Source organism: Methylobacterium sp. 2A (assembly GCF_009806555.1).
Classification (GTDB): Bacteria; Pseudomonadota; Alphaproteobacteria; order Rhizobiales; family Beijerinckiaceae; genus Methylobacterium.
This window is the reverse complement of record NZ_VUOK01000018.1, coordinates 99438-123341: the sequence shown is the minus strand read 5'-3', so window position 1 is coordinate 123341 and position 23904 is coordinate 99438. Positions and strand designations below refer to the sequence as shown.

Sequence of the window (23904 nt, the reverse complement as noted above, 5' to 3'; positions counted from 1 at the left end):
GAATCGAGCGGGAGTATGGATCGGGATGTCGAGTGGTCACGGGGCGGTCGAGGGTTCGAACAAGCGCGTGGCGCTGCTGATCTCGGTCCTGGCTCTGTTCCTCGCCTTCAGCGAGACCCTGGGCAAGGCGTCGCAGACGGAGTCGATCGGCGCCAATGTCGAGGCCGCCAACCAATGGGCCTACTTCCAGGCCCGCACGATCCGCTCGACCGTGCTCAAGACCGCCGACGAGGCGCTGGCGCTCGTGCCGCCGGGACCGAACCAGGACGCGATCGCGGCCAAGCGCGCCGAATGGGCCAAGACCCTGGCCCGCTGGGATTCGGAGCCGGCGACCGGTGAGGGCCGCAAGGAACTCTCCGAGAAGGCCCGCACCTCGGAGGGCCGGCGCGACCTCGCGCTGCTGCGCTACCACCATTACGAGCTGGCCTCGGCGGCGTTCCAGATCGGGATCGTGCTGGCCTCCGCCGAGGTGATCACCGGGATCGCACTGCTGGTCTTCGCCGGCGGCTTCCTGGGGCTCGCCGGGGCGGCGCTCCTCGGCTTCGGCTATCTCGCGCCGCACGCGCTGCCGTTCTTCCACTAGAGCGCTCTGCGCCGAAGCGGACGCCGGTTCGGCGCAGGAGAACGCGTTCCAACAAAGACTTAGAGCCGCGCTCGATGGCAACGCGATCGAGCGCGGCCCTGAGGACCTCATCGCGCCGGACGAGGCGTGCGGCGCAGAGGCTTAATCGTCTCGGCAAACTTCCAAGGGATATGATGTCGAACGGGACCGAGAATCAGGGTCGCCTGACGCAGATCGCCAGCGCGATCTTCCTGCACACCGAGCACGCGATCTACGCGGCGCTCGGGCTTCTCCTGGCGCTGACCGCACTCGTCGCGCTGGTCGACGCCGCCGGGCTCACCTGGCAGGCGTTCCGAGCGCTCGGGAGCGCGGACCAGATCCTGGACGTGGTCGACCGGCTGCTGTTCCTGCTGATGCTGATCGAGATCCTGCACACCGTGCGGGTCTCGATGCGATCGGGCACGCTGACCTGCGAACCGTTCCTGATCGTCGGACTGATCGCCTCGATCCGGCGGGTTCTGGTGATCACCCTGCAATCCTCGGAGATCATGCACGCCAAGGACTGGTCGCCCGAGAAGCAGGCGCTTTTCCAGGCGTCGATGATCGAGCTCGCCGTGCTGGCGGTCCTGATCATCACGATGGTGTTCGCGATCTTCCTGCTCCATCGTGCCCGGGCCGACGGGAAGCCGGCGGGGGATGAATCGGCGGCCAGCGGGCCTTGAGGACTCAGCGGCAAGTACCTGCCAAGCAAAGCCGCCTGTGCTATCGTCGATTCCATGAGCCTCGCCTCGCTCGACACTCTGGCGATCGCACGGAAGCTGCAGGCGGCCGGGTTCTCCGATGTTCAGGCCGACGCTGTCACCGGCGTGCTGCGCGATGCGCGCGAAAGCGATCTGACGACCCTCGCGACGAAATCCGATCTGAGAGCTGAAGCCGCTCTGATCCGATCCGACCTGAAGGCAGAGATCGCCCTCGTCAGGTCCGATCTCGCTGCTGAAATTGCCCACGTCAGGTCCGATCTCACTGCTGAAATCGCCCTCGTCAGGTCTGATCTCACTGCCGAGATTGCCCTCGTCAGGTCCGATCTCACTGCGGGGATCGCCCTGGTCAGATCCGAGCTCAGAACCGAGATCGCCGACACGCGCTACGAGATCCTCAAATGGGTGCTCTCGGCGATCGGCTTCCAGACCATCGTCGTGGTCGGCGCCATCGTGGCACTGACCAAGGGTCTGCACTGAGCCGACCCGCTCGCGCCGTTCAATTCATCCGCAGGATCGCGGCGTTGAGCAGCGTCGCGAAGGCCACCCAGGCGGCGTAGGGCACCAGCAGCCACGCCGCGATCCGGTCGAACCGCCAGGACAGCCGGATCGTCCAGAGCACCATCACCAGCAGCATCGCCACCACGATCAGCCCGGCGCCGATCGCGTGGGCGGTGAAGAAGACCGGCGTCCAGGCAGCGTTGAGCGCGATCTGGACCAGGAAGGCGGCCAGCGCCAGCCACCAGCCTTCCCGGCTCGGCCCGGTGCGCGGCATCGCGCCGAGCAACCGCCAGAGCGCGAGCGCGATCATCGTGTAGAGGAGCGTCCAGGCCACCGGAAAGACCCAGTTCGGCGGGTTGAAGGCCGGCTTGTTCAGGCTGGCGTACCAGCCCGGGATCTCGGCCTGGGTCGCGATCGAGCCGACCGCCGCGGTGGCCGCCACCGGCAGGATCGCGGCGGCGAGCCGCAACCAGCGCGGCAGGGCGGAACCTTCGGGGACCTGTGTGGCGGCCGTCATGACATCCGTCTCCGAGGGCGGGTTGCCGGGGGCGGTGGCCCGTGGCACGCGCCGCTCATCCATCCGCCGGGAATCGCCAGATGACACAGCCTAACGCGCCGCAGGGGCCGACGGATACACAGCCCGACGGAACGCCGGCTTTCGCGCGGACAAGCCTCGCCGCGCAGGCGATGGGCCGGGTCGAGCCCGAGACCCGGGCGGTGGTGATGCCGCTCCACGTCTCCACGACCTTCATCCGCGATCCCGATAACGGCTACAGCTCGGGCTACTGCTACGCGCGGCCCGACAACGCCACGGTGCGGGAGGCCGAATCGGTCCTGGCGATGCTGGAGGGTGCGGGGGCCGGCGCCCTCCTGTTCGGATCCGGCATGGCGGCCGCGACCGCGGTGTTCGGCGCCCTCGAACCGGGCGATCACGTGGTCGCCGGCACCGTCATGTACTGGGCGCTGAAACGCTGGCTGCGCGAGGAGGCGCCCCGGCGCGGCCTGAGCCTGACCTTCGTGGACACGGACGACCTGGAGGCCCTGCGCGGCGCCGTCCAGCCCGGCAAGACCAGGCTCGTCTGGATCGAGACCCCCGGCAACCCGCTCTGGACGGTCACCGACATCGCGGCCGCGGCGGAGATCGCCCACGCGGCCGGGGCGCGGCTGGCGGTCGATTCCACCGCCGCCTCGCCGGTGCACACGCGCCCGCTCGAACGCGGCGCCGACATCGTGATGCATTCGGCCACCAAGATCCTCAACGGCCATTCCGACGTGGTGGCGGGCGTGCTGGCGGGGGCGCGGGACGACGCGTTCTGGGCGCGGATCCGCGGGATCCGGTCCGGCAACGGCGGCATCCTCGGGCCGTTCGAGGCCTACCTGCTGATGCGCTCGCTGCGCACCCTGCACCTGCGGGCGGCGGCACAATCGGCGGGCGCCCTGCGGCTTGCCGAGCGACTGAGCAAGCATCCGCACGTGACCCGCGTCCTCTATCCGGGCCTGCCGGGGGATCCCGGCCACGCGGTCGCCCGACGGCAGATGCGGGACGGGTTCGGCTTCATGCTGTCGATCCGGGTCGCGGGTGGCGAAGCCGGCGCCATCGCGACGGCGGCCCGGGTGCGCCTGTGGAAGCGCGCGACCTCGCTCGGCGGCGTCGAGAGCCTGATCGAGCACCGGGCCTCGGTGGAGGGTCCGGGCAGCCCCTGCCCGCCCGATCTGCTCCGCCTGTCCACGGGCATCGAGGACACGGAGGACCTTTTCGCCGACCTCGACCAGGCCCTGCGCGATTCGCATGCGGGCTGAGCGGCAACGGCGCTGGTGCCCAACGGGCTTCTGGCGCGTTGTGCCGGCATATCCTCCGGCGCTAGACGCCCCAGACCGCGAGTTCGACGTCATGACGACCCGTTTCCGAGCGATGATGCCCGGTTCCCTCGCCCTCCTCATTCTGGCGCTCGCGCCCTGCACCGCCCGCGCCGACGCGGTGCCGGACCTCGACGTGGAACGGACCTGCCAGTCCGCGCAGGTCGCCAACACGTCGATCAGCGACAAGGCCAATTACGACGGCTGTCTCCGTTCGGAGCGGGAGGCCAGGAAGGAGGCCGAGCGGCACTGGGGCAGCTACACCCCGGCGGCCAAGCGGCAGTGCCAGAACCAGTTCAAGGCGGGCGGCTACCCCTCCTATGTGGAGATGGTGACCTGCCTCGAACTCGCCTCCGGCACGGTCCCGACCCAGAGCAACGAAGGCGGCCGGGCCGTCGGCGGCCCGGGTTCGCCGCGGGACGTGAAGGCACAGCAGGAAGGCGGCGCCAACCTGACCAAGGAACCCCCGGCGAGCCAGCGCACGAATCCGATCCGGGTGCTGGACGGCAAGTAGGTCCGCGATCAGGTCCGCGATCCGGGCGTCGGCGGCAGGAGCCGGGGACCCATGCCCGTTTCGCCGACGCTTGCTTCATCGGCTGCGTGTTATGGGCCGAGATCCCGTCCCTTGAGCGCACCGCCCGGATCCGTGAACGCCCTCGCCATTATCGCCCCGATCTTCGGGATCGTCCTGATCGGCTGGGCGGCGGCGCTCGCGGGGCTGCTCTCCGACAAGGTGAGCGACGGTCTGTCGGAATACGTCTTCGCGGTCGCGGTGCCGGCGCTGATCATCGCCACGCTGACGAAGCCCGGGATGAGCGGCACCGTGGCGTGGTCCTACTGGGTCTCGTATTTTGGGGGCGCCGGGATTTCGTGGTTCGTCGGCACGCTGATCGCCCGGCGGCGGGCCGGCATCGAGCGGCGGGGCGCGATCCTCCACGGCTTCGCGGCCAGCCAGTCGAACACCGTGTTCGTCGGCGTGCCGATGATCCTCCAGGCCTATGGCGAGGAGGGCGCCTTCCCGCTGTTCATGCTGCTCGCCGTCCACCTGCCGATGATGATGGGCAGCGCGACCTTCCTGATCGAGTCGGATGCCGGCCTGCCGATCCTGGCGCGGATCCGGGGCCTTGCCCTGGTGCTCCTGAAGAACCCGATCTTCGTGGCCCTTCTGATCGGCATGGCCATGAAGGGCCTCGGCCTCGCGCCGGCCGGCATCGTCCGGTCGCTGATCGACGCCTTCGCAGGCACCGCCTCGACCTGTGCGCTGGTGGCACTCGGCGCCGGGCTGAAGCGCTACCGGGTGCTGTTCGACCTGAAGGGCGCGCTGGTGATCGCGCTCCTGAAGAACCTCCTGCACCCGCTGGCGGTCTGGATCCTGGCCTTCCACGTCTTCGCGATGCCGCCGGCCTATGCCGGGGTCGCGACCCTGTTCGCCGCCATGCCGGTGGGGATCAACGCCTACCTGCTTGCGGTCCGCTACCGGACCGAGACCGGGATGGTGGCGGCCTCCGTGCTGGTATCCACCATGCTGGCGCCGCTTACGACCGTGGCCTGGCTGACGCTTCTCGGGCGGGCGTGACGGTCGCGTCCCGGCGTCACCGCGCGCGTTGGAGGACGGCCGGCGCGGGTCTAATGTAGCGCCAAGCGCGAGCCCTTGAGGCCCTGCGCAACTTCTGCAGGCGAGGATCCCATGAACGCTCCGATGCGCCCCCCGGGCAGCGCGTCCCCCTCGGCCCCGGCCTCGCCGCGCTTCGTCTGGGACGATCCCTTCCTGCTGGAGGACCAGCTCACCGAGGACGAGCGGGCGATCCGCGACGTCGCCCACAGCTTCGCGCAGGAGCAGCTCCTGCCCGGCATCGTCGAGGCCTACGCCACCGAGAAGACCGATCCGGGCCTGTTCCGGAAGATGGGCGAGCTCGGCCTTCTGGGGGTCACCCTGCCGGAGGAATACGGCTGCGCCGGCGCCTCCTACGTGGCCTACGGGCTGGTGGCGCGGGCGGTCGAGGCGGTGGATTCCGGCTACCGCTCGATGATGAGCGTGCAATCCTCCCTCGTGATGTACCCGATCCACGCCTACGGCTCGGAGGAGCAGCGCCAAAAATTCCTGCCGAAGCTCGCCTCGGGGGAATGGATCGGCTGCTTCGGCCTCACCGAGCCCGATGCCGGCTCGGATCCGGCCGGCATGAAGACCAGGGCGGAGAAGATCGACGGCGGATACCGGATCTCGGGCGCCAAGATGTGGATCTCGAACGCGCCCTTCGCGGACGTGTTCGTGGTCTGGGCGAAGTCCGACGCGCATGAGGGTGCGATCCGCGGCTTCGTCCTCGAGAAGGGCATGAAGGGCCTCTCGGCCCCGACGCTGAAGGGCAAGCTCAGCTTGCGCGCCTCCACCACCGGCGAGATCGTCATGGAGGGCGTCGAGGTCGGCGAGGACGCGCTGCTGCCGAACGTCTCCGGGCTGAAGGGACCGTTCGGCTGCCTCAACCGGGCGCGCTACGGCATCTCCTGGGGCGCGATGGGCGCCGCCGAGGATTGCTGGCACCGGGCGCGCAACTACACGCTGGAACGCAAGCAGTTCGGCCGGCCCCTGGCACAGACGCAGCTGGTGCAGAAGAAGCTCGCCGACATGCAGACCGAGATCGCGCTCGGTCTCCAGGCCTCGCTCCGGGTCGGGCGGCTGATGGACGAGGGCAAGATGGCGCCCGAGATGATCAGTCTCGTCAAGCGCAACAATTGCGGCAAGGCCCTCGACATCGCCCGCACCGCCCGGGACATGCATGGCGGCAACGGCATCATGGGCGAGTACCACGTGATGCGCCACGCCCAGAACCTCGAGACGGTCAACACCTACGAGGGCACGCACGACGTCCACGCGCTGATCCTCGGCCGGGCGCAGACGGGGTTGCAGGCGTTTTTTTGAGGGGGTGACGGGGCGTTCTTTCGTTGCGGGTACGCTCATCCCCGCATCGCCGGCCCAGTCGCGCTCTCCTCCCCCTTGCGGCTACGATCTTCACACTTCTCTCTTGGAGAGGAGACGAGCCAGCTCCGCGCGTCTCCCTCCCCCCTGTGCGGGGGAGGGAGAGAGGCGGTGCCGGCCGGCTGCGGGCGCGGACGCCTCAACCCTCTGCCGGAGCGCGAATTCCCAGATCTTCCGCGAGGCGCACGAGGTAGCCGTCGGGATCCTGCACGAGGCATTCCCGCTGGCCGTGTTCCGCATCGCCGACCCGGTACCAAGCCTCGCTCGGCGCCGCGAACAGCGGCCAGCCCGCCGCTTCGAGCGCAGCGAGGACCGGGGCCAGCGCCTCGATCATCGTCTGCAGATTCATGCCCCGGCCGAACGGGTAGTCCAGCGCGGCGGTTTCCCAGCTGCCGTTGCGTTGGCACAGCATGATCTGCGCGGCGCCGCGCGTCAGGAAGGCGAAGCGCGCGGCCGGGCGATCGTAGGCGATCGCGAAGCCGAGCAATCCGCACCAGAAGCGCAGGCTCGCGTCGAGATCCGTCACGTAGAGTTCCGGGACGAGCGCCCCGATCCCGCCCTGCGGTGCACCGCCCGAGCCGGGGGATCGCGCCCGGGCCGCGGGATCGGTCAGGGGCTTCACGTCGGACATCGAACCACTCCGAAGGTGCCGCTCGAGGACCTCGATCGGTCCACCGCCGGCCCTACGCGATCCTGCCGCGATTCGCCGGCGCGTCGGATCACTCTCCGCCCTCCTCCCCGGCGAGCGACCATTCCCGCACCCGGGCGAGGTGGTCGTAGGACCCGTATTGGCTGGCGAATTGCGGGTAGGGCCGCGCCGTGTAGGCCGCCTCCCCGGTCATGAACCGGGCGACCAGACCCCGCAGCCGCTCGGCGTGCTCGGCGACGATCGCGGCGACGTCCCGCGCCTCGCCCCGGGGCGGCTTCACCGGCACCGGCAGGAACGGCTTCCGGCCGCCCGAGGCGTGGATGTAGAGCAGGTCGGGCGTCGCCTTGACCTTCGGCAGATCGGTGAAGGCGCCATGCATCAGCATCGCCGCCTCCAGGGTCAGCTGCGGTGAGAACCCGGAAAAGATCTGCTTTCCGGAGGGCGGCGCGCCGGTCTTGTAATCGACGATGCAGGCGGTGCCGTCCGGGCGCAGCTCGATCCGGTCGGCCCGGGCGCGCAGCGTGAAGCTCTCCCGGCCCATCGGGATCACCCAGCGCCCCGGGACCTCCGGATGGACCTGGGCGAGGCCGGGCCGGCGTTGCGCCTCCCAATCGAGATAGGCGGCGGCCATACGCTGATAGCGCGGCCACCACTCGGCGTAGAGGTTCGGATACTCCGCCTCGATCTCCCCGAAGGCGTTCACCGCGAGGTTGAACAGTCGCTCCGCGGCATCCCGCGGCAAATCCCGTGGAAAGCGTCGGGCGAATTCGGCGAAGACCTCGTGGACCAGGGAACCGCGGGTGGCGACGCCCGGCGCCGCCGCCAGCGGGTCCAGGGGATCGAGCCCGAGCACGTGGCGGGCGAAGATGCTGTAGGGATCGCGCACCAGCGTCTCGATCTCGGTGACGCTGAGCGAGCGCGGGAACAGGGCCGGGTCCGGCTTCGGCGCGGGCCGCTTCAGCCGTGGCTCCGGCGGGGCGGCATCGAGCCGCGCGGCGAAGCCGGCGAGACGGCGGCCCGCCTCCAGCACCGCGTCCCAGGTCGCGTCGCCGGCGAGCGCGCGCAGACGCTGGATCAGCCGCGACGGCACGGTCGGCGCGCCCTCGCGCTTCAGCGCCCGGGTGATCACCGCGTCCCGGCAGCCCAAAGCCTGCACGAAATCATGCGCCATCTGGCCGATCCGCCGCTCGGGCGGGTTGAGGCCGACCCGCTCGCGCATCGGCCGGTTGAGGAACGCGTCGGTCAGGGTGCGCACCGGCCAGACGCCCTCGTCGAGACCGCCGAGCACCACCCGATCCACCGAGAGCAGGCGCGCCTCCAGCAGGCCGAGGATGCGCAGCCGCGGATGCGGCGCCTCGCCCGAGCAGCCGACCATGCGCTCGCGGGCGAGCGACGTGAAGAAGGTCGCGTAATCGTCGAACCGCCCCGGCATCAGGCCGGGCTCGGCCATCTCAAGATCGTCGAACAGGGCGTCGAGACAGGACAGGGAGCCGTCCGTCTCCGCCTCGGGGGCGTCCTCCGGTCCGGCGACCAGCCGGTCGCAGGCCTGCCGGTGGCGGGCCGCCGTGGTGACGAGGTCGCACTCGCCCGCCCCGTCCGGCCCTGGGAAATCCTGGAAAACGAGATCCAGCCGGTCCAGGAGATCCGCGGCGAGGTCCCAGTCGATGTCCTTGAGGCGGCGCTTGGCCCGGGGCCGGTGCTCCGGCGGCCCGGCACGCTCCGCCGCGAGGGCTGCGCGCAACCCCGAAAAACCCGGGGCCGGGACCGGGCCGCGCAGCAGGCCGATCTCCAGGGCCGCCGCGCCCCGCACCACATCGGCGCGCGGCAGGCCGAGTTGAACCATCGGATGCGAGAGCAGCGCGATCAGGCGGGCCGGGATCGCATCCGCTTGGTTGCGGGCGAGGTCGGCGGCGAGTTCGGCGGCCAGCCGGGCGAGGCGGCCCGCCGGGCTTCCGGCCAGCGCGAGCCCCGCCGAATCCTCCGCCACGATACCCCAGCGCAGCAATTCCACCGCCACCCGGCCGGCGAGGCCCCGGTCCGGCGTGACCAGGGCCGCGGTGGCGCCGGGCGTCTCAAGGGTCTCGCGGAGCGCCACGGCGGCGATCAGCGCCTCCTCCCGCTCGTCCGCGGCCTCGACCAAGGCCAGCCCGTCGAGGCCGAGGCGGGCGGTGGCGTCGCGCTCGGCCGGGTCGAGCGCCGCCCAGGCGTCGGTGGTGTCGGCCGGCCGCAGCGCCTGCGACAGCAGGGCGGCCCGGGCCGCCTGTCCGGGCTCGGGCTCGCCGAGGGCGACGATCTCCGCGCGGGCGAAGTTGAGGTTTTCGGGTCCGAGAAGACGGTGCAGCACCGCCTGCGGATGGCCGTGGGCGATGACCCGTGAAAACCCCTCGCCGGTGTCGATGCCGTCCCAGCCGGCGGCGTCGAGGTCGAGGTCGAGCCCCGGCAGGACGACGGCGCCCCGGGGCAGCTTGGCGACGGCGGCGATCAGCCGGGCGGTGGCGGGGACCGAGCCGAGCGAACCGGCGACGATCACCGGATCCTGCGTGACGCCGCGCGACAGGCGCCGCTCTTCTGCCAGGATGAGGCCGCGGGCGCGGGCGACGGGATCGGCGAGCCCGCGTTCGGCGAGCAGCTTCGGCCAGTTCTCGGCGGCGATCTTCACGAAGTCGAGGGTCAGGCCGAAATAGCGGGAATACTCGGCCTCCACGGCGGCGCCGATCTCGGACCAGGGCAGGCCCTCGACGGTGAGCGCGTCCATCAGCCGTTCGAGGTCGCCCGCGAGGCCTACGGCATCGGCCGGAGACGACGGGACGAGGAACGGCACTTCCGCATCGAGCGGCAGCAGGGTGCGGTCCACGGTCCTGGCCCAGGCCTGGACGAGGCGGGCGAGGATCAGCCGGCGCTCCAGCGGCGGCATCGGGGCGCTCAAGGGATCGGCGTTCTCTTCGAGCAGCGGCTCGGCGGCGAGGTCGAGCTCCGCCTCGTCAGCCTCGCCGAGGGGGATCATCCGGGGCAGGAGCGTGGCCTGTCCGGGCGCGTCCCGACCGAGCCTCTCGGCCAGGATGGCGGACAGCGCCCGGGCGGCGCGGCGGGTCGGCAGGTAGAGGGTGACGGCGGCGAGCGCCAGCGGGTCGTCCGCCACCGGCCCGACGAGCCGGCCGGAGAGCAGCGCCTCGGCCAGCGTCGGCAGGAACGAGACGCCACGGGTGATGGTGAAGACGGCCTGTCGGGCGGGCATGCCCGGGATTCTACGCTTGTGGTGAGGCTGCGGACAGGGGGCGATGGGCCGCTGCGGCCGGTAAAACCACGGGGCCGTATGCCCTCTTCCTTGTGGCTACTGGCGACGCAGGTTTGAGGTTTCGGCCGGCTCGCCCGGCTGCTTGGTGAGGCGCAGGTCCCCTCTCCCGTGCGGGAGAGGGACAGGGTGAGGGACGTGCGGCATCCGGAAAAGGCGCACCCCGCACGCGCGGCGCGGGCGCGCTCGATCCTGAGAGTTCTCCCCCCTCACCCCAACCCTCTCCCGCACGGGAGAAGGGGCACGTCGCGCTTCGTCATCAGCCGCGTGCTTCAAACTTGTGTCGCCCGTAGCCCTTGTGGGGAGGAGGGAGCGTCGCCCTCCGGTCAATGTCCTGCTCTCCGGTCAGCGCCGCGCCCCGGCAGCGGCGCCGTATCCCGCCCGCCGGCCGAACACGACGCCCGAGGTCAGCCCCGAGCCGCCCGGATAGCCGTTGAAGAACACGCCGCCCACCATCTCGCCGCAGGCGTAGAGGCCCGGAATGGCGCTACCGTCCTCCCGCTTCACGCCGCCATCGTCACCGACTTCCACACCGCCGTAGGTGAAGGTGATGCCGCCGGTGACCGGATAGGCCTTGAACGGTCCGGTTTCGATCGTCTGCGCCCAATTGGATTTCGGCAGCGGCAGCCCCTTCGTGCCGCGCCCGTCCTTCACGGTCGGGTCGAACGGGACCGCCGCGTCCACCGCCGCATTGAACGCCGCGATGGTCCGCTTCGCGCCGTCGCGGTCGATGCCGTCGAGCTTGTCGAGGAGCCCGTCCAGCGTGTCGGCCTCGACGAAGTGGGCGTCGTGGAACCGGTACTCGCTGTAGAGCAGGTGATCGACCTTCGCGTCGAAGATCTGCCACGCCACGTGGCCGGGCTGCTCCATGATGGCGCGGCCGAACTGGGCGTAGGTGTAATTGCGAAAGTCCTTGCCCTCGTCGACGAACCGCTCACCGTTCGCGTTGAGCATGAGTCCCAAGAAATAGCAGATCTTGCGGTAGTGCTTGCGCTCGCCGTGCGGCAGTTCGAGGTTGCCGTAATCGGGCGTGAACAGGTCCATCGGCGTGGCGTGGCAGCCGCCGTAGAAGCCGTGCGCCTTCGCGCCGAGGTTCAGCGCCATCTGAAGCCCGTCGCCCTGGTTGTGCGGCGTGCCGCGGACCCGCGCCCTGTCCCAGCCCGCGCCGATGAAGCGCGTCCGCAGGTCGGCGTTCGATTCGAAGCCGCCGCAGGCGAGCACCACGGCTCTGGCGCGGAAAGCTCCCTGCGGCGTCTCCACGCCGACGACGCGCCCGTCCTCGACGATCAGCCCCTTGGCCGGGCAGCCGTACCGGATCTCACCGCCGGCCCTGGTGAAGGCTTCGAGTTCCGCCCGCGCGAGGCCGAACCCCTCATCGTGGGTGGCGAGCGTCAGGCCGCCCCAGAACACGAAGCGCCCGTCCTTCTCGAAGGATTGGCGGGAATAGATCGGCTCGAACTTCACCCCCTGCGTGCCGAGCCAGCGCAGGGCCGCGCCGCTCTCATCGATCAGGATGCGCTGCTCGCGCGAGAGCGGCCGGCCGTCGTTGAAGCCGAGGAGATCCTGCTCGAATTTTTGCGCCGTGTAGGCGCCGAAATCGGTGCGGGGCAGGCGCGGATCCTCCGGATCGGCCAGAAGCGGCATCAGGTCGTCGATGCCCTCGTAGACGAAGCGCATGGCGCCGGCCGTGTAGGCGGTGTTGCCGCCCGCCAAGTCCTGCTCGGCCTTCTCGATCATCAGTACCGAGGCGCCACGCTCGAGGGCGGCGAGGCCGGCGCTCATGGCGGCATTGCCCGAGCCGACCACCAGCACGTCCCACTGCGCATCGCCTGCCCGCTGCATCGCCGTCTCCTCACCGCTCATCCCCGATGGCAGTATTGTATACGTCTGCATGCAATTGGTCGCAAGCGTTCCGGGCAGCCGCGTTTCGGGCTATGGCCGCGGCGAGGAGATCCCGGGATGAAGGCGAGCGAGTCGGAGCGCTCCAGCGGCGTCGGCGCCTACGAGCGCCTGCTGCGGGCGATCGAGGAGGGCGAACTCGCGCCCGGCAGCCGGCTGCGCGAGGCCGAACTCGCGGAGCGGTTCCAGATCAGCCGCACGCCGGTGCGCGAGGCTTTGGGCCGGCTTGAGGCGCAGGGCCTCGTCGCCCACGAGCCGCACCGGGGCGCCAGCGTGGCGCAGCTCGATTACGGGCAGGTCAGCGAACTCTACGACATGCGCGAGGTGCTGGAAGGGACGGCGGCCCGCCTCGCGGCCGTGCATGCCAGCGCGGTCGAGACCGAGATCCTGGAGGAGATGCTGGCCCGGGACCAGGGACTGCTGGGCGACGCGCCGGCGCTCGCGCGGACCAACCGCCTGTTCCACCGGCAGATCCACGGGGCGGCGCGCAACCGCTTCCTGCAGGGCACGCTGGAGACGATGCGCCTGTCGCTGGTGCTGCTGCCGGGCGCCACCACCCTGTCGGCCCCCGACCGCGCCGCGGAGTCCCTCGCCGAGCACGCCGCCATCGTGGCGGCGATCCGCGCCCATGACGGCGACGCCGCCGAGGCCGCGGCCCGGGCGCATATTCGAGCCGCCTTCAAGGCCCGGATCCGGATCTGGCAGGAGAGCTGAGCCCGGTCGTGGTTTCGAAAGGTCGAGACCTTTCGCGGGTCCAGGGCGGAGCCCTGGGATCAGTCAGGGCTTTGCCCTGACAACCCACCAAAGGGCACGCCCTTTGGAAACCCCGATCCCGCAAACAGCCGTTCAGGCGTGGGCGGGGACGCGCTCCACCTGCGGGCGTCCCCGGAACAGCGCGAGCGTCGCCACGATGCCGCAGGCGGCGGCCGCCATGAGCCAGTAGCTCGGCGCGGCCCGGTCGTCGGTCTTCTCGATCAGGAAGGTCGAGACCATCGGGGTCGCGGTGCCGAACAGAGCCGTGGCGAGGCTGTAGGCCAGCGAGAACCCGCTCGCCCGGACATGGGCCGGCACCACCTCGGAGAGCGAGACCACCATCGCGCCGTTATAGACCCCGAAGAAGAACGAGAACCACAGTTCCACGGCGAGCATCTTGCCGAAGGTCGGGTCGGCCACGAGCCAGTGCAGGGCCGGATAGGTGGTCAGCAGCGACAGGGTCGAGATCGTCAGCAGCACCGGCTTGCGGCCGATCGCGTCGGAGAGCGCCCCGCCCACGGGCAGCCAGACGAAGTTGGTGATGGCGACGCACAGCGTCACGATCAGGCTGTCGGTCTCGGTGAGCTTGAGGACGGTCTTGCCGAAGGTCGGGGTGTAGACGGTGATCATGTAGAAGGTCACCGTCGTCATCGTGGTCAGCATCATGCCGAGCAGCACGATCCGCCAGTTGGCCGCGACGGTCGCCAGGATCTCCCGGGTGCCGGGGTGATGGGTGCGCTTGGCGAAGGCCTGCGTCTCCTGCAGCGAGCGCCGGATGAAGAAGATGAACGGCACGATCAGGCAGCCGATGAAGAACGGGATCCGCCAGCCGAAATCGCCGATCTGCTGCTTGGTCAGGAGGGCGTTCAGCCCGTAGCCGATCAGCGCGGCGAACAGGATGGCCACCTGCTGGCTCGCCGACTGGAACGACGTGTAGAAGCCGCGCCGCTGCGGGGTCGCGATCTCGAACAGGTAGATCGAGACGCCGCCGATCTCGACGCCCGCGGAAAAACCCTGGAGCAGGCGGCCGGCCAGCACGATCAGGGGCGCCGCGACGCCGATCGTGCTGTAGCTCGGGCAGAAGGCGATGAGCACCGTGCCGCTCGCCATGATGGCCAGGGTGACGATCAGGCCCTGCCGGCGCCCGATCCGGTCGATATAGGCGCCGAGCACGATCGCCCCGAGCGGGCGCATCAGCGCCCCGAGCCAGAACGTACCGAAGGTGAGCAGGAGCTCGGTGGTCTCATTGCCCGAGGGGAAGAACGCGCGCGCGATGTAGGTGGCGTAGAACCCGAACAGGAAGAAGTCGAACATTTCCAGGAAGTTGCCGCTCGTCGAGCGGAGGATCGCACCGATCCTGGACTTGAGGGTCGCCTCGACGGCGCCCGGATCATCCACCATGACGCGCTGCTCCCTGGGCCCCTCAGACCCCGATCCATTTCATGGCGATGATCGTGCCGGTCACGGTGAGCGCCCCGCCGATCCGGGTCGCGATCTGCGCGAAGGGCATCAGCGCCATCCGGTTCGCCGCGGTGAGGATCGCCACGTCGCCGGTGCCGCCCTGGCCGCTGTGGCAGGCGTTCACGATGGCGGTCTCGATCGGGTACATCCCGATCCAGCGGCCGACGAAGAAGCCCGTCACCATCAGCGTCGCAACGGTCGACACGATGGTGATCAGGTTCACGAGCGTGAACGCGGCCATCAGCTCGTTCCAGGGCGTGAGCGCCACGCCGATGGCGAAGAGCAGCGGATAGGTCATGGAGACCTGCACGAACTTGTAGACCACGAAGCCGCCCGCCTGGAGATGGGGCGAGACCGCGCTGGCGAGCTTGGCGAAGACGGCCAGGAACAGCATCGCCACCGGCGCCGGCAGGCCGATGAGGTGATGGGCCATGACGCCGAGCAGGTAGAGGGTGATGGCGGTGAGCCCCGCGGCGCCGATCGTGGCGGGGTCGATCTGGCCCCGCGCCGCCTCGGACTTGGCCTGGGCGTCGCTGGCCTTGAGGCCGTCCGAATCCGGCTGGAGCCGGCCCTCGCCGGTGAGGTGAGGATAGCGCTTCCCCACGGAATTGAGCGTGCCGGCGAAGACGATCGCGGTGAGCGAACCCAGCATCACCGGCGGCAGGACCTGGGCGAAGATCACGCCCTGTTGCTGGCCGAGGATCGCCGCGTAGCCGATCGAGAGCGGGATCGCCCCCTCGCCGACGCCGCCGGCCATGATCGGCACGACGATGAAGAAGAAGGTCTTGTAGGGGCCGAGGCCGAGCAGCGTGCCGACGAGCGTCCCGACCAGGGCGGCCGCCAGGGAGCCGGTGGCCAGGGGCGCGAAGATCTTCAGGAAGCCCTTGATCAGGACTTCGCGGTCCATGCCGAGGATCGAGCCGACGATGATCGTGGCGATGTAGATGTAGAGGAAGTTGGTGAACTTGGTGAAGTCGGTGATCGCCTTGACCATCGCCGGCGGGACGAGCGCGTAGTAGACCAGCGCCGAGGGGATGAAGGTCGCGAAGATCGCGCCCGCGCCGATGTTCCTGAGGATCGGGATCCGCTTGCCGATCTCCGCGCAGGTGAAGCCGCCCATCACCAGCACAGCGATCATGGTCGGCCCGTCGGGCTTGATCTCGCCCTCCTGGACCAGGATCACGATCAGCGCCGCGAGGATGATGTAGACCGGCAGCGGGATGATGCCGATCTTGGTGTCGACGAGGCGCCACCAGCGCTCCGGCCAGAACCGGGCGGGGCGGCCCTCCGTCACCCGGCTCTCGGCCGCGGATGGGGTGGGGCTTGTGGTGGCGGTGCTGGTCATGGCGTCCCCCCCGGACCTCTCACCGCTCGAGGGCCGCTCCGGACTTTGCCATGCTCAGACAAGCGTGGTCCGTCGAAGTCCGCGATCGGCAAAGATAAAGTGACATTCGGCGTATCAGTGCCGGTCGGGTGCGGCAACGCGGAGCGGGGAACAAAGCGCGCGCGCTGTTCCGCAAGCCTGGATCAAAGGTGCGCCCCGAGGGCGGCCGGGCCGCCGGCGCCTTCTTCGCGGCGCGCGGGCGTTACTGGGGGAGGGTTGGGCGACGCAGAAAGGCCCGGCGCAGGGCCGGGCCTAGCCGCGTGTATTGGTTGGTGCCGGCGCGGGTTTCCGGCCGGCGCAGGGGAATCAGAAGTCGCGCTGGACGCGGAGGCGGACGTGCGTCATCGAATCCCGGGTCGCGGTGTGGGGCACGAACGTGCCGTTGTTGATGGCCGCCACGTTGGCGTAGGCGTAGGCTGTCGGGCTCTTGTCGGAATCGATCACCCGCCCCTTCTTGACGCCCACCTGCGTGTAGAAGGCCTCGACGCCGATATCCAGATCGGCCACCGGCGACCAGATCAGGCTCGCGCCGGCCGTGACCTGATAGGTATCGCGCAAGGCCTGGCTCAGCTGGTAGAAACGGGTGCCGGGTACGCCGACGGCGTTGCTGCCGAACGCCGCGCCCGCGCCGTTCGCGCTCGCGAGACCGTATAGCGCCCCCTGGGCCAAGCGGGCGCCCGCCGAGAAATCCTGCTCGCCGTAGGAGCCGAACACGGCCGAGCGCCAATCCGGCGACCAATAGTGCAGGTAGGACGCGACCGCCGAGAAGCTGGTCGAGGTCTGGAGCTGGCCGGTGAACGGGTTGATCGACGCGTCGGCGAAGTACTGCTCGAACTTCTGCGTGTCGAAGCCCGTGTTCGATTGCCTGTAGCAACCCGCAATCATGCAGTAGCCGGTGTAGCTCTGGGCACCGTTGGCGTAGGCACCCTGGAGATAGAGGGTGTCGCCGGCCGCGATGGAAGGCAGGTTGATCTTCACGCCACCCTGGACGGCCCAGCCCTGGACCGACCGGGTGTGCGGGATGCCGGTGAGCACGCCGCCCGTGCCGGCCGCGGCCGCGGTCGACAGGTTGCCGACATTGATCTCGTGCGTGGCGGCGGAGAGCTGCGCGGAGCCCCAGGATTGATCGACCCGCAGGGCGGAGACGAAGTCGGGTAGCCGCGAGCGCTGGATCGGATCGACGTTGCCGTAGCGCGACGGCAGACCGTTGGCGTAGCCCACGAAGACGGGGCTCGCCAGCGGCGCCGAGAGCGGCGCGAACACCGGCGAGCGGGTGTAGACCGGGTCTTCGACCGAGAGCGTCGCCGACAGGCCGTCCCCGAGGGTCGCCGTGTAGGCGAGCAGGTTGGTGGAGGAATTGTCGGATCCCGAGGTGGCGCCGTAAAACTCGAAATCGTGGGCGTAGAAATCGTAGAACGACGACGCACGACCGGCCGTCAGGCCGGCGAACTGGATGAACGCCTTATCGACGTTCACGTATTGTTGGACGCGCCCGGACTCGTCGACACCGGTGGCGCCGTAGGCTTGACCGATGCGCAGCATGGTCCCGGAGTGGATCACGCCGGTCCGGGAGGCGGCATCGAGCCGCGCGAAGGCGCGGAGCGTGCCATAGGCGGTCTGCGTGCGCGCATCGAGGTTGAAGCGCAGCTGGCCGCGATAACCCGACGTGTCGCCGCTGGCGCCCGGCTGCCGGCTGGACGAGGTCTGGTACGCCCCCTCGAACCGGGCGCGACCCGAGATGCGCAGGCAGGTGTCTGTGCCGGGGATGTAGAAGAAACCGGCACCGTAGGCGGTGCAGACGCGGACGTACTCGATCGGCACCGCCTTCTTGACCGGCAGGTCGGCGGCATGCGCGGCGCCCGACGCCGCGAACGCGGCCGCAGACCCGAGCAGGAAACGCTTCAGCAATGTCATCAAAATCCCCAGTTGTCTTTGGATCGTGAAGCCGAAACTCCCGACATTTCCTGCCTGCGACCGCCTTATCGCTTCGTTCTTCACAGGGCTTGTCTTGGAGAGATAAAACTTCTCCGACTCATCTTGCGCATGACATTGTGCGGCCGTTTACTTTTGCCAGCAACGCACAGCCCGAGATCTGCAAGAACGTTCGGAATCTTGTTGCCGACATGCAACAAAAGCCGGATCTTCGTCTCGGATTCGGCCGGTAAGCCGATACAACACCTTAATTTATCTTTGATTGTGCTGATATAATCCGTAATTTGTTCGTACCAACCAATGCCAGTATCTCAGCGGCATTCCACCGGCGAGAGCGCGGCCGCGCTTGGGCGGAGCGGCGCCCTCGGCGTTGGTCGGCCAGGACCAAGCTCGGCGGCCATGCGTGCGATGTCGGGCGAATCGCGACCGCCGTCCCGTGCCGCACCGGCGCGCATCCCGTCGCCGCCGGTCGAGCTTGGCGCGGCGGAAACCGGCAGGGCGGCGTCCCGCTGGGGGCGGAGATCCGCGTCGCACCGGCGCGGGCCTGCATCCGGCCTGACGGGCCCTGCGACGAAAAAAGGCCCGGCGCGAAGCCAGGCCTTGAAAGTCGGCTTGCACGGGGGCCAGCGTCGGGACCGAGATCCCGGCGCCGGCATCGTGGATCAGAAGTCGCGCTGGACGCGGAAGCGGATCTGCGAGATCGAGTCCTGCGTCGCGGTGCGCGGCACGAAGGTGCCGTTGTTGATGCCGGCGACGTTGGCGTAGGCGGTCGGGCTCTTGTCCTGATCGATGGCCCGGCCGTTCTTCAGGCCGATCTGCGTGTAGAAGCCCTCCACGCCGATATCGAGGTCCTTGACCGGCGACCAGATCAGGCTGGCGCCCGCCACGAACTGGTAGGTGTCGCGCAGCGCCTGGCTCAGCTGGAAGAACCGGGTACCGGGCACGCCGATGGCGTTCGAGGCCGGGCTCGGCGTCACGAGATTGGCGACGAGACCCTGGCTGAACCGGGCGGTCTTGGCGAAGTTCTGCTCGCCATAGGAACCGAAGAACGCCGAGCGCCATTCCGGCGACCAGTAGTGCAGGTACGAGGCGACCGCGGACACGGTCTGCGAGGTCTGCAGCTGGCCGGTGAACGGGTTGATCGTCGCGTCCGAGAAGTACTGGGCGAACTTCTGGCCCTGGATGGTGGCCGCGGACTGCTGGTACGAGCCCGTGAACGCGGAGTAACCCGTATAGAGCTGAGCCCCATCAGCATAAGCGCCCTGCAGGTACAGGGCGTCGCCCGGCGCAATGAACGGGGCGTTGACCTTCAGGCCACCCTGCACCGCCCAGGCCTGGATGCTTCTGGTGTGCGCGACGGCGGCATTCGCCCCGGAGACCGGAGTCGTGCCGATGTTGCCGACGTTCAGCTCGTGGGTGGCCGCCGAGAGCTGGGCAGAGCCCCAGGCCTGATCGAGGCGCAGGGCGCCGACGAAGTCGGGCAGGCGCTCGCGCTGCACGCTGTCGATGGCGCCGACGACGGTCGGAACGCCCTTGCTGTTGTAGCCGACGACGACGGGGCTGGCGATGGTGCCCGACGGGCCGGTCGGCGTGAAGATCGGCGTGCGGCGGTAGACCGGGTCTTCCACCGAGAGCGTCGCCGACAGGCCGTTCCCGAAGGTCGCCGTGTAGGCGAACAGATTGGTCGAGGCGACATCCGAGCCGGCCGTGGCGCCGGAGAACTCGAAATCGTGGGCGTAGAAGTCGAAGAACGAGGAGGCGCGACCGGCGGTCAGGCCCGCGAACTGGATGAACGCCTTGTCGACGTTCACGAATTGCTGCGCACGCCCATTCTCGTCAACGCCCGTGGCATTGTAGGCTTGGCCAATGCGCGCCTGCGTGCCGGAAGTGCCGATGCCGGAATAGCCGGTGCGGGCGCCGGCGTCCAAGCGCACGAAGGCGCGCAGCGTGCCGTAGGCGGTCTGGGTGCGGGCATCGAGGTTGATGCGCAGCCGGCCCTGGTAGCCCGAGGTGTCGCCGACCCCGGACCCGCGCGAGTAGCTGGGCATGTAGCCGCCCTCGAACCGGGCGCGGCCCGAGATGCGCAGGCAGGTATCGGTGCCGGGGATGTAGAAAAAGCCCGCACCGTAGGCGGTGCAGACGCGGACGTATTCGATCGGCACGGCCTTCTTCACCGGCAGGTCGGCGGCGTGCGCGGCGCCCACCGCCGCGAACGCGGCAGCCGACCCGAGCAACGAGCTCTTCAAGAGCTTCATAGATATCTCCAAAGCTTCGAGACCCGATAGCGCCGTTTACACAGTCGTTTCCCGTGATAACGGCTTATTGTTTGCGCAACCCGCTCGTTGACAGCGAATCTTTTCGGGATCTCGATGTCGAGAGTCACCGATGCGCCAGCACATTGTGCAAACGAGCCCGAACGCGCAACTTTGATCAGCAGACAAGAATAGTGTTCAACAGCGATGTTGCGCACTTACAACAAAACATATACTTTGATTTATGCGAAACAGGCTTGGTTTTATATAAATAGATCAGCGCTAAGACAACAAGTAAACATTATATGGAGCTGCCATCTCAGCTTTAGAGCAATCAAGAAAATGATTGTTTTGCAGAGATCCCTTTGGCGCGGCAACGCGGCCGCAGCGCGGCGGATCTGCACCCCAGGCGCGCATCCCAGCTTCCGCGCGCAACCGAATCGGTAGATGCACCGTCCCGGCGGCCTCGGCGCGAACTCGATGGCGGTCGTGATTCTCGGCGCGGTCGCGTCGCGAGAGCCCGAGGGACAAGCGCCACTGGTCCGTGGGCGCAGTCTGCGCGACGGATGCGGCAGGCAGCAGGGAGGTGGGCCGATCCGCCTGCCTGGGCCCGCGCGCGACGTCCGGGGGCGGCAGCCTGATCCTGCCTCGGCGGCGCAGCGATTCGGGCAGGGCCGGCGTGGTCCCGCGCTTGCGCCTGCGCGGCCTCAACGCGGTGGGCGGGCGCTCCGCCTCGCTTGCGGCGGCCGACGGATCAGCGGACCACCGGCGCAACAAAAAAGGCCCGGCCGAAGCCGAGCCTTGAAATATGGAGCACGAGGCAAGCTGCCGGGGCGGAAGCCCCGGCGTCTCGGATCAGAAGTCGCGCTGGACGCGGAAGCGGACCTGCGAGACCGAGTCCTGCGTGGCGGTGCGGACCGCGAAGGTCCCGGCGTTGATGCCGGCCACGTTGGCGTAGGCGGTCGGGCTCTTGTCGAGGTCGATCGCCCGGCCGTTCTTCAGGCCGATCTGCGTGTAGAAGGCCTCCACGCCGATATCGAGATCCTTGACCGGCGACCAGATCAAGCTGCCGCCCGCCACGAACTGGTAGGTGTCGCGCAGAGCCTGGCTCAGCTGGTAGAACCGGGTGCCGGGCGTGCCGACGGCGTTGGAGCCGAACGGGTTGCTGCCGGCCAGACCGCTCACGAGGTTGTAGATCGCGCCCTGCGATGCACGGATGCCCTGGCCGAAGCTCTGCTCGCCGTAGGAGCCGAAAAAGGCCGAGCGCCACTCAGGCGTCCAGTAGTGCAGGTACGACGCGACGGCGGTGAAGCTCTGCGAGGTCTGCAGCTGGCCGGTGAACGGGTTGACCACCGCGTCCGAGAAGTACTGCGCGAACTTCTGACCCTGGATGGTCGTGGTGCTCTGCGTGTACGAGCCGGTGTAGCTGGAGTAGCCGGTGTAGAGCTGCGCGCCGTCGCCGTAGGCGCCCTGCAGGTAGAGGGCGTCGCCCGGCGCCACGAACGGCGTGTTGATCTTCAGGCCGCCCTGCACCGCCCAACCCTGGACCGTGCTGGTGTGGGCGGGGACGAGGACCGGGCCGGTGCCGGTGCTGGCAGCGGTCGACAGGTTGCCGATGTTCAGCTCGTGGGTGGCGGCGGAGAGCTGGGCCGAACCCCAGGCCTGGTCGAGGCGCACGACGCCGACGAAGTCGGGCAGACGCGAGCGCTCGATGCTGTCGACGTTGGCGTAACGCCCCGGGCCGACGAAGATCGGGGTCGGCTGGTTGGTGACGCCGAAGTTCGACACGCTGCCGGTGCTGACGGTGGCGGAGATGTTGAACGGCGAGAAGATCGGGGTCCGGCGGAAGACCGGGTCTTCGATCGAGATCGTCGCCGACAGGCCGTTGCCGATCGTGGCGGTGTAGGCCAGCAGGTTCGTCGAGAACACGTCCGAACCCGCGGTGGCACCGGCGAACTCGAAGTCGTGGGCGTAGAAGTCGAAGAACGAGGAGGCGCGACCGGCGGTGAGCCCGGCGAACTGGATGAACGCCTTGTCGACGTTCATGTACTGCTGGTCACGGCCGAAGCTGTCGGTGCCGATGCCGGCATAGGCTTGGCCGATGCGCTGCTGGGTGCCGGAGGTGCCGACGCCGGAATAGCCGGTGCGGGCGCCGGCATCGAGACGCACGAAGGCGCGCAGCGTGCCGTAGGCGGTCTGGGTGCGGGCATCGAGGTTGATGCGCATCCGGCCCTGATAGCCCGACGTGTCGCCGACGTTCGGACCGGCCTGACGCGAGTAGCTGGTCTGGTACGCCCCCTCGAACCGGGCGCGACCCGAGATGCGCAGGCAGGTGTCTGTGCCGGGGATGTAGAAGAAACCGGCACCGTAGGCGGTGCAGACGCGGACGTATTCGATCGGAACAGCCTTCCTGACCGGCAGATCGGCGGCGTGCGCGGCGCCCACCGCCGCAAACGCAGCAGCCGACCCAAGCAACGAGCCCTTCAAGAGCTTCATTGATATCTCCAAAGCTTCGAGACCCAAGAATGCGGACGTGCCCGGTTGACCGGGTCTAGCCGCACGTTTTGTAGAGTTGGCCTGCGTCTTGAGCGGCAGGCTCTTGCGGGCTCTCGCTTGGCGATGCCCCCGTGCCCCCTCACCATGTGCGAACGGGTTTCGGGCGGCAACGAGGATTCTCAATTATTGCCGCGGTTCCGACGCGATGTTGCGTGGTGGCAACAATCTCGGGACGCATTGGCCATTAACCAGAGTCCGAACGCCGGTTTCGCGCGAATTTTCGGAGCGTCTTCGGATCCGAATAGCCCGGCGCCCGTATTCGCGCCGGGCGAATCATGCGCGGGAGTCTTTGCAGCAGTGATTGCTGCAGGCCCCCGCGCGACAGCTGCATTACATTGCCGGCTTACATCGGCGGGGTCAGGCCGTCCTTGCCGACGGCGACCCGGCGTGCGGTCAGATGGCCGTCCTCTTCGCGCGCGACGATCACGAATGCCCGCGCCCCCGGCGTCAGGGCCGAGGCGTCGGCCGGCGCGAAGCTGACCACGGGCGCCTGCGGCGGCACGAGGATCTGGAGGGACTGGCCCTTGCCGTAATCCACCGTCAGCGTCCGCTCGGCTCCCCCGCCGCTCGCCGTCACGGTACCGTTGGTCATCGCGCTCTTCACCCGGGGGGCGTCAGGCGCGGTCGAACGGGAGTCGGCCGTCACGGTGCCGTTGGTCATCGCGCTCTTCACCCGCGTGCCGCCGGCCGTGTGGTCCGGGATCATGTCCCAGTCGTAATGCCCCTCGCCGGTGCCGCGCATCGCCTCGGGGAACAGCACGACCTCCAGCGCCACCGGGGGCTCGCCCTTCGTGGCCGTGCCGATGAACACGCCGTCCTTGATCTGGTCCAAGCGCGCCGGGATGACCCACGAGACCTTCGCATCCGGTGGCAGCGCCACGGATTCCGACTTGCCGTCGAGGGTCTTCAGCGTGAATCCGCCATGCTCGACCGCCTCGATCGCTCCCCGCAGGCGCTCCACCTTCGGGGCTGCCTGTGCACCCGTGGTGACAGCCAGAAGGCTCATCAGGGCGAGCGTCGTGAACTTAGCCATGTGGGGTCCTCTTCTTGCCGCCGGGGTTGTTGCGACCGGCA

Annotated in this window: 18 protein-coding genes; 8 read left to right on the top strand and 10 right to left on the bottom strand. The window is 69.0% G+C overall.

Features of this window, described 5'->3' with window-relative positions; translation table 11 throughout:
- The first annotated feature begins 25 nt into the window (after nt 1-25).
- The 3 genes from FVE89_RS08865 (at nt 26) to FVE89_RS08855 (ending at nt 1800) form a co-directional block, all read left to right on the top strand.
- On the top strand, nt 26-583 hold the full coding sequence (locus FVE89_RS08865) for a DUF4337 domain-containing protein (protein ID WP_160533671.1): 558 nt from the start codon (nt 26-28) through the stop codon (nt 581-583).
- 173 nt (nt 584-756) lie between these two features.
- Complete coding sequence (locus tag FVE89_RS08860) at nt 757-1284, top strand: phosphate-starvation-inducible PsiE family protein (protein ID WP_160533670.1); 528 nt, start codon at nt 757-759, stop codon at nt 1282-1284.
- Between the two features lie 54 nt (nt 1285-1338).
- On the top strand, nt 1339-1800 hold the full coding sequence (locus tag FVE89_RS08855) for a coiled-coil domain-containing protein (protein WP_160533669.1): 462 nt from the start codon (nt 1339-1341) through the stop codon (nt 1798-1800).
- 19 nt (nt 1801-1819) lie between these two features.
- On the opposite strand, the gene FVE89_RS08850 is transcribed toward FVE89_RS08855, so the two are convergent.
- Nucleotides 1820-2338: a TspO/MBR family protein gene (locus FVE89_RS08850; protein ID WP_160533668.1), complete on the bottom strand. Its 519-nt coding sequence runs from the start codon at nt 2336-2338 to the stop codon at nt 1820-1822.
- An 80-nt stretch (nt 2339-2418) separates the two neighbouring features.
- Here FVE89_RS08850 and FVE89_RS08845 point away from each other — a divergent pair, with 80 nt between their 5' ends.
- The 4 genes from FVE89_RS08845 (at nt 2419) to FVE89_RS08830 (ending at nt 6595) form a co-directional block, all read left to right on the top strand.
- Entirely contained in the window at nt 2419-3621 is a 1203-nt protein-coding gene (locus FVE89_RS08845) for an aminotransferase class V-fold PLP-dependent enzyme (protein ID WP_160533667.1), read from the top strand.
- 91 nt (nt 3622-3712) lie between these two features.
- Nucleotides 3713-4192, top strand: coding sequence for a hypothetical protein (locus FVE89_RS08840; RefSeq protein WP_160533666.1), 480 nt, complete (start codon nt 3713-3715; stop codon nt 4190-4192).
- A 132-nt stretch (nt 4193-4324) separates the two neighbouring features.
- A complete protein-coding gene (locus tag FVE89_RS08835; protein WP_160533876.1) occupies nt 4325-5254 on the top strand; it encodes an AEC family transporter in 930 nt (309 codons plus the stop codon).
- A 111-nt stretch (nt 5255-5365) separates the two neighbouring features.
- Complete coding sequence (locus FVE89_RS08830; protein ID WP_160533665.1) at nt 5366-6595, top strand: acyl-CoA dehydrogenase; 1230 nt, start codon at nt 5366-5368, stop codon at nt 6593-6595.
- 196 nt (nt 6596-6791) lie between these two features.
- Here the strand turns inward: FVE89_RS08830 and FVE89_RS08825 are convergent, their stop codons facing one another.
- From FVE89_RS08825 to tcuA, 3 genes are all read right to left on the bottom strand, one after another.
- Nucleotides 6792-7283: a VOC family protein gene (locus FVE89_RS08825; protein ID WP_160533664.1), complete on the bottom strand. Its 492-nt coding sequence runs from the start codon at nt 7281-7283 to the stop codon at nt 6792-6794.
- 88 nt (nt 7284-7371) lie between these two features.
- A complete protein-coding gene (gene addB / locus FVE89_RS08820; RefSeq protein ID WP_160533663.1) occupies nt 7372-10536 on the bottom strand; it encodes a double-strand break repair protein AddB in 3165 nt (1054 codons plus the stop codon).
- A 402-nt stretch (nt 10537-10938) separates the two neighbouring features.
- Entirely contained in the window at nt 10939-12435 is a 1497-nt protein-coding gene (gene tcuA / locus FVE89_RS08815; protein WP_160533662.1) for an FAD-dependent tricarballylate dehydrogenase TcuA, read from the bottom strand.
- 117 nt (nt 12436-12552) lie between these two features.
- On the opposite strand from tcuA, the gene FVE89_RS08810 reads away from it, so the two are divergent.
- On the top strand, nt 12553-13206 hold the full coding sequence (locus tag FVE89_RS08810; RefSeq protein WP_160533661.1) for a GntR family transcriptional regulator: 654 nt from the start codon (nt 12553-12555) through the stop codon (nt 13204-13206).
- Between the two features lie 132 nt (nt 13207-13338).
- Here the strand turns inward: FVE89_RS08810 and FVE89_RS08805 are convergent, their stop codons facing one another.
- From FVE89_RS08805 to FVE89_RS08780, 6 genes are all read right to left on the bottom strand, one after another.
- Nucleotides 13339-14646: an MFS transporter gene (locus FVE89_RS08805; RefSeq protein ID WP_160533660.1), complete on the bottom strand. Its 1308-nt coding sequence runs from the start codon at nt 14644-14646 to the stop codon at nt 13339-13341.
- A 22-nt stretch (nt 14647-14668) separates the two neighbouring features.
- The gene (locus tag FVE89_RS08800) at nt 14669-16051 is read right to left on the bottom strand and encodes a 2-hydroxycarboxylate transporter family protein (protein WP_160533659.1); all 1383 of its coding nucleotides are present in this window, start codon (nt 16049-16051) and stop codon (nt 14669-14671) included.
- A 345-nt stretch (nt 16052-16396) separates the two neighbouring features.
- Nucleotides 16397-18004 (bottom strand): porin, encoded by a 1608-nt coding sequence (locus FVE89_RS08795; protein WP_160533658.1) that lies wholly within the window; start codon nt 18002-18004, stop codon nt 16397-16399.
- Nucleotides 18005-18684: 680 nt separating this feature from the next.
- The gene (locus FVE89_RS08790; RefSeq protein WP_160533657.1) at nt 18685-20277 is read right to left on the bottom strand and encodes a porin; all 1593 of its coding nucleotides are present in this window, start codon (nt 20275-20277) and stop codon (nt 18685-18687) included.
- Nucleotides 20278-21129: 852 nt separating this feature from the next.
- Nucleotides 21130-22770 carry a porin gene (locus FVE89_RS08785; RefSeq protein ID WP_160533656.1) on the bottom strand — a complete coding sequence of 547 codons (1641 nt, stop codon included), beginning with the start codon at nt 22768-22770 and terminating at the stop codon, nt 21130-21132.
- Between the two features lie 403 nt (nt 22771-23173).
- Nucleotides 23174-23863, bottom strand: coding sequence for a metal ABC transporter permease (locus FVE89_RS08780; protein ID WP_160533655.1), 690 nt, complete (start codon nt 23861-23863; stop codon nt 23174-23176).
- Nucleotides 23864-23904 lie beyond the last annotated feature (41 nt).